Raw genomic sequence first — 6,206 nt, 5'->3', positions numbered from 1 at the left:
GCTCGCGCCAGCGCAGCTGCCGCTGCACGCCCGAGCAGGTGGCGCGCTACCAGGGGCGCCTGTCGGGGCCGCTACTGGACCGCATCGACCTGCACGTGGAAGTGCTGGCGTTGCCGGCGGAGGAACTGCTGCACGCCCCGCCGGGCGAGCCCAGCCAGCGCGTGCGCGAGCGCGTCACCGCCGCGCGGCAGCAGGCGCTTGCGCGCCAGGGCTGCACCAACCACCAGCTGCAGGGCGCCCTGCTCGAACGCGCCGCGCCGCTCGACGAGGCGGCGGCGCGCTTCCTGCAGACCGCCGCCGCGCGCCTGGGCTGGTCGGCGCGCGGCACGCACCGCGCCCTGAAGGTGGCGCGCACCATCGCCGACCTGGCGGGCAGCGCCGAGGTGGCGGTGGCGCACGTGGCCGAGGCGGTGCAGTACCGGCGCGGCTTGCAGGGCGTGGCGCCGTAGGCGCGCCTACACGCCCAGCCAGGCCCGGCGCGCTTGCGCGTCGCCCGCCAGCGCCACCATGGGCGCCGCGTGGACGATGCGGCCCTTCTCCAGCACGTAGGCGCGGTCGGCCACCGCCTGGGCAAAGCCCAGGTTCTGCTCGCTCAGCAGGATGCCCAGCCCCTGCTGCTTGAGCTCGGCGACCGCCTGCGCCATCTGCTCGACGACCACCGGCGCCACGCCCTCGGAGGGCTCGTCCAGCAGCACCAGGCAGGGCTGGCCCATCAGCGTGCGCGCCACGCTGAGCATCTGCTGCTCGCCGCCGCTCATGCGCCCGCCCGGGCGGTGCGGCATCTCGCCCAGGTTGGGAAACAGCGCCAGCAGGCGCTCGGGCGTCCAGACCGGCAGCGCCCGCCCGTCCGGCCAGGCGCGCGGCGGCTGGCGGCCCACTTCCAGGTTCTCCAGCACCGTCAGGTCGGTGAAGATGCGCCGCTCCTCGGGCACGTAGCCCAGGCCGGCGCGCGCGATGCGGTGCGGCGGGCGGCCGCGGATCGGTGCGCCCATGAACTCCACCTCGCCGGCGGTGCGCGCCAGCAAGCCCGCGATGGCCTTGAGCGTGGTCGACTTGCCGGCGCCGTTGCGCCCCATCAGCGCCACCACCTCGCCCGGCGCGACCTCCAGCGACACGCCCTGCAGGATGTGCGCCGCGCCGTACCAGGCCTGCAGGTCGCGCACCTTCAGCAGCGGCGCCCCCGCCGACGCCGGGACTTCCGGCTCTTCCTTTCCGGCCGCCGCCACCGGCGCCGCGCCGCCCTGCAGCCCGCCGCCCAGGTAGGCCTGCTGTACCCGCGCGTCCTGGCGGATCGCCTCCGGCGCGCCCTCGGCCAGCAGCTGCCCGCGCACCAGCACCGCCACCCGGTCGGCCTGGCCGAAGACCACGTCCATGCTGTGCTCGGTGAACAACACGCCCATGCGCCGCGCGCGCGCCAGCCCCTGCACCAGCTCCATCAGCGCCACCCGCTCGGCCGGCGCCATGCCCGCCGTGGGCTCGTCCATGAGCAGCAGCACCGGCTCGCCCGCCAGCGCCAGCGCCAGCTCCAGGCGCTTCACATCGCCGTAGGCCAGCTCGCTCGCCGGGCGCTCGGCCTGCCCCTGCAGTCCCACCTGCGCCAGCAGCGCCTGCGCCGCCTCGGGCCGGAAGGCGTCGGCGCGGCGCCAGCCGCGCCAAGTGGCGCGTGCCTGCGCCAGCAGCGCCATCTGCACGTTCTGCCGCACCGTCAGGCTGGCAAAAGTCTGGGCGATCTGGAAGGTGCGCCCCACCCCCAGGCGCGCCAGCGCGCGCGGCGCCAGGCCCGTGATGTCGCGCCCGTCCAGCAACACCCGCCCGGCATCCGGCCGCAGCTGCCCGCCGACCATGTTGAAGGTCGTGCTCTTGCCCGCGCCGTTCGGCCCGATCAGCGCCAGCAGCTCGCCCGCCTCCAGCTGCAGCGACACGTCCTGCACCGCCTGCACGCCACCGAAGGACTTGCGCAGCCCCTCCACCCGCAGCAGGCTCATGGCTGCGCCCTCACGCTGCGGCGGCGCTCCAGCAGCGCGCGCGCCCGCTGGGCCACGCCGGCGATGCCCTGCGGGAACAGCAGCACCAGCAGCAGCACCGTGCCGCCCAGCAGCGCGCGCCAGTACTCGCTCGCGCGCGCCACGCTGTCATGCAGCCAGGTGAAGGCCGCCGCGCCCACCAGCGGCCCGGCCAGCGTCTGCACGCCGCCCAGCAGCACCATCGCCAGGCCATCGACCGAGCGCGCTACCGCCAGCACGTCCGGTGCCACACTGCCCTTGGAATAGGCGAACAGCGCACCCGCCAGCCCGGCCAGCGCCCCGGCCAGCACGAAGGCCGCCCACTGGATGCGCCGCACGTCGATGCCCACCGCCTCGGCGCGCGCCGGCGCATCGCGCGCCGCCCGCAGCGCCAGCCCCCAGGGCGCCAGCAGCGCACGCCGCAGCAGCGCGATGCCCGCCGCGCACAGCCCCAGCGCCAGCCAGTAGAAACCCGCCCCGCGCGCCAGCGCCTCGGGCGGCCAGATGCCGGTCAGGCCGTTGCTGCCGCCGGTGAAGGCATCCCACTGGAAGGCCACCGCCCAGGTCAGCTGCGCGAAGGCCAGCGTCAGCATCGCCAGGTAGATGCCCGACAGCCGCACGCACAGCCAGCCATAGACCAGCGCCCCCGCAGCCGCCACCAGCGGCGCCGCCGCCAGCGCCAGCGCGAAGGGCAGTTGCCACCAGTGCACCAGCAGCGCCGCGCCGTAGGCGCCCAGGCCGAAATACGCCGCGTGGCCGAAGGAATGCACCCCGCCCGGGCCGACCAGCGCGTGCAGGCTGGCGGCGAACAGCGCGGCGATGAACACGTCCGTCAGCAGCACGGTGGCGTAGCTGTCCGCCCCCGCGAGCCACGGCACGGCCGCCAGCAGCGCCAGCAGCGCGACCGCCCCGACCTGCAGCGTGGGCGCTGCCGCGTGCAGCGGCGCCTCGGCCGGCCCGAGCGCGCGCACCACCGCCTGCGGCCGCCCGAGCAGCCCCCAGGGCCGCCACAGCAGCACCGCCGCCATGACCAGGAATTCCGCCGCCAGGGTGAGTTTCGGGAAGGCGATGGTGAGCGGCCCGAGCTGCACCACCCCCAGCCAGATGCACAGCGCCTTGAGCTCGGAGATCAGCAGCGCCGCAAGGAAGGCGCCCGGCAGCGAGCCCATGCCACCCACCACCACCACCACGAAGGCGCCGGTCACGACCGCCAGGTCCAGCTCCAGGCTGGCAGGCTCGCGCGGCAGTTGCAGCGCCCCCGCCAGCCCGGCCAGCAGCGCCCCGAGCGCGAACACGCCCGTGAACAGCCACGCCTGGTTCACCCCCAGCGCGCCGACCATCTCCCGGTCCTGCGTGGCGGCGCGCACCAGCCGACCCCAGCGCGTGCGCGCCAGCAGCGCCGTGAGCAGCAGCAGCACCAGCGGCCCGATGGCGATCAGCAGCAGGTCATAGACCGGAAAGCGCCGCCCGAGCAGCGTCACGGCCCCCGCCAGCACGCCGGGCGCGCGCGGGCCGAACAGCTCTTCCGGCCCCCACAGCGCCAGCGCCGCGTCCTTGATCACCAGCACCAGCGCGAAGGTGGCGAGCAGCTGCAAAAGCTCCGGCGCCCGGTAGATGCGCCGCAGCAGCACCACCTCCACCAGCGCCCCGAGCGCCCCCACCACCAGCGGCGCGAGCAACAGCGCCGGCCAGAAGTCCAGCGCCCCGCCCAGCCGCTCCACGCAGGAATAGGCCAGGTACAGCCCGAGCATGTAGAGCGAGCCGTGCGCGAAATTGACGATGCGCGTGACGCCGAAGATCAGCGACAGGCCCGCCGCCACCAGGAACAGCGTGGAGGCGCTCGCCAGCCCGTTGAGCAGCTGCACCAGCAGCCCGGACAGGTCCATGCTCAGCCGCGCCCTCCTGCCGGCGCGCCGCCGCTGCCGGCCGGGCGGCCCCTCCTCACCGCGCCGCCGGGCGCAGCTTCGCCACCTCGGCGTCCGAGGGCTGAAAGCGGCCGCCGTCCATGTACTGGAAATCCACCATCACGCCCTTGCCGCCCTGCAGCGCCGTGCGGCCCACGTAGGCGCCCATGGTGGACTGGTGGTCCTGCGGGCGGTAGGTGATGGGCCCGAAGGGCGTCGCCACCTCCAGCCCGCGGAAGGCGGCGATCAGCTTTTCCGTGTCGGCCGAACCGGCCTTCTTCAGGCCGGCCGCCACCGACAGGATGGCGTTGTAGCCCACCACCGAGCCGGCGCGCGGGTAGTCCTTGAAACGCTTCTGGTAGGCATCGAGGAAGGCCTGGTGCTCGGGTGTCCGGATGGCGTACCAGGGGTAGCCGGTGACGATCCAGCCGCTGGGCGTCTCGCCCTTCAAGGTGTCCAGGTACTCCGGCTCGCCCGACAGCAGGCTCACCACGGCGCGCTGCTCGAACAGCCCGCGCGTGTTGCCCTCGCGCACGAACTTGGCCAGGTCGGCGGCGAACAGCACGTTGAAGATGGCATCGGGCCGGGCGTCCTGCAGCGCCTGCACCACGCTGCCCGCATCCACCTTGCCCAGCGGCGTGGCCTGCTCGGCGACGAACTCCACGCCCGGCTGCGCCTCGGCCAGCAGCTTCTTGAAGGTCGCCACCGCCGACTGGCCGTACTCGTAGTTGGGATAGACGATCGCCCAGCGTTTCTTGCCCAGCTTCGCCGCCTCGGGCACCAGCATCGCCACCTGCATGTAGGTGGACGGCCGCAGGCGAAAGGTGTAGCGGTTGCCCTGTTCCCAGACGATCTTGTCGGTGAGCGGCTCGGCCGCCAGGAAGAAGCGCTTCTTCTGCTGCGCGAAGTCCGTGAGCGCCAGGCCCACGTGCGACAGGAAGCTGCCCATCAGCACGTCGACCTTCTCGCGCGCAATCAGCTCCTCGGCCGCGCGCACCGCGTCGCCCGGCACGCCGTTGTCGTCGCGCACCAGCAGCTGCAGCTTCTTGCCGTCGATGCCGCCGGCGGCGTTGACCTGCTCCACCGCCAGCTCCATGCCCTTGCGGTAGGGCTCCAGGAAGGCCGGCTGGGCCTTGTAGCTGTTGACCTCGCCGATCCGGTAGGCGCCGCCGCCCTGCGCGTGGGCCATCAGCGCGGTGGCGGCGGCCAGCAGGGCCAGCGCCCCATCTCTTGCAGAAAGTCGAAACGACATGGTGTGCTTCCTTTGTCCCAGGTCAGGAGGATCGTCCGCAAATGTGCCAGGGGCGCGAGTTTGCACCACAATCCCAGGGTTTGTACGTAGACCTCGGGCGGTTCGGCAAATTTCGTCTTATGCGCGTGGCGCATATCAAACCGGCGACACTCACGCCCCGCGGCGCGTCCCGAGGCCTTGCCGGGCGGCGCCCACCGCGCCCGCCGTCCCCGGCCGGAGCCCATTTTCCCTGTCCTGACCCCCGCCATCCATGAGCGCATTCCTCGAAGAACGTGTCCTGTCGGTGCACCACTGGACCGACCGCCTGTTTTCCTTCACCACCACGCGCGACACCGCGCTGCGGTTCTCCAACGGCCACTTCACCATGATCGGCCTGAAGGTGGATGGCAAGCCGCTCTTGCGCGCCTACAGCATCGTCAGCGCCAACTACGAGGAACACCTCGAGTTCCTGTCCATCAAGGTGCCGGACGGCCCGCTGACCTCGCGCCTGCAGCACATCCAGGTGGGCGACACCATCGTGGTCGGCAAGAAGCCCACCGGCACGCTGCTGATCGACTACCTGCTGCCGGCCAAGCGGCTGTACCTGATGTCCACCGGCACGGGGCTGGCGCCCTTCATGAGCGTGATCCGCGACCCCGACACCTACGAGAAATTCCAGGAAGTCATCCTGATCCACGGCGTGCGCGAGGTCAAGGAACTGGCCTACCACGACTACCTCACCGAGGAGCTGCCCAAGCACGAGTTCCTGGGCGAACTGGTGTCGGCCCAGCTCAAGTACTACCCCACCGTGACGCGCGAGCCGTTTCGCAACCAGGGGCGCATCAACCAACTCATCGACAGCGGCCGGCTGTGCGAGGACCTGGGCGTGCCGCCGCTCGACCCGCTGGAAGACCGCGTCATGCTGTGCGGCAGCCCGGAGATGCTCGCCACGCTCAAGGAGCTGCTGGAAAAGCGCGACTTCGAGGAAGGCAACACCACGCGCCCGGGCGACTTCGTGATCGAGCGCGCCTTCGTCGAGAAGTAGGCCGCCCGGGCGGCCCGCCTCAG

5 protein-coding genes are annotated in these 6,206 nt (G+C 72.6%); 2 read left to right on the top strand and 3 right to left on the bottom strand.

What is annotated here, in order from left to right; genetic code table 11:
* On the top strand, positions 1 to 449 hold a 449-nt coding region (locus A612_RS09745; RefSeq protein ID WP_040436534.1), incomplete at its 5' end, for a magnesium chelatase subunit ChlI family protein.
* Positions 450 to 455: 6 nt separating this feature from the next.
* Here the strand turns inward: A612_RS09745 and A612_RS18075 are convergent.
* From A612_RS18075 to A612_RS09730, 3 genes are read right to left on the bottom strand one after another with little or no spacing between them, the layout of a single operon-like run.
* Entirely contained in the window at positions 456 to 1,985 is a 1,530-nt protein-coding gene (locus tag A612_RS18075) for an ATP-binding cassette domain-containing protein (RefSeq protein ID WP_019374309.1), read from the bottom strand.
* Entirely contained in the window at positions 1,982 to 3,889 is a 1,908-nt protein-coding gene (locus tag A612_RS09735) for an ABC transporter permease (protein WP_019374308.1), read from the bottom strand. Before A612_RS09735 ends, A612_RS18075 begins: the two co-directional genes overlap by 4 nt.
* A 55-nt stretch (positions 3,890 to 3,944) precedes the next feature.
* Positions 3,945 to 5,096, bottom strand: coding sequence for an ABC transporter substrate-binding protein (locus A612_RS09730; protein WP_051001484.1), 1,152 nt, complete (start codon positions 5,094 to 5,096; stop codon positions 3,945 to 3,947).
* 313 nt (positions 5,097 to 5,409) lie between these two features.
* Between A612_RS09730 and A612_RS09725 the strand changes: the two genes are divergently transcribed.
* Entirely contained in the window at positions 5,410 to 6,183 is a 774-nt protein-coding gene (locus A612_RS09725; protein WP_019374306.1) for a ferredoxin--NADP reductase, read from the top strand.
* Positions 6,184 to 6,206: the final 23 nt, after the last annotated feature.

This window comes from Melaminivora alkalimesophila, assembly GCF_000282995.1.
GTDB lineage: Bacteria > Pseudomonadota > Gammaproteobacteria > Burkholderiales > Burkholderiaceae_C > Melaminivora > Melaminivora alkalimesophila.
This window is presented reverse-complemented; position numbering and strand designations above follow the sequence as displayed.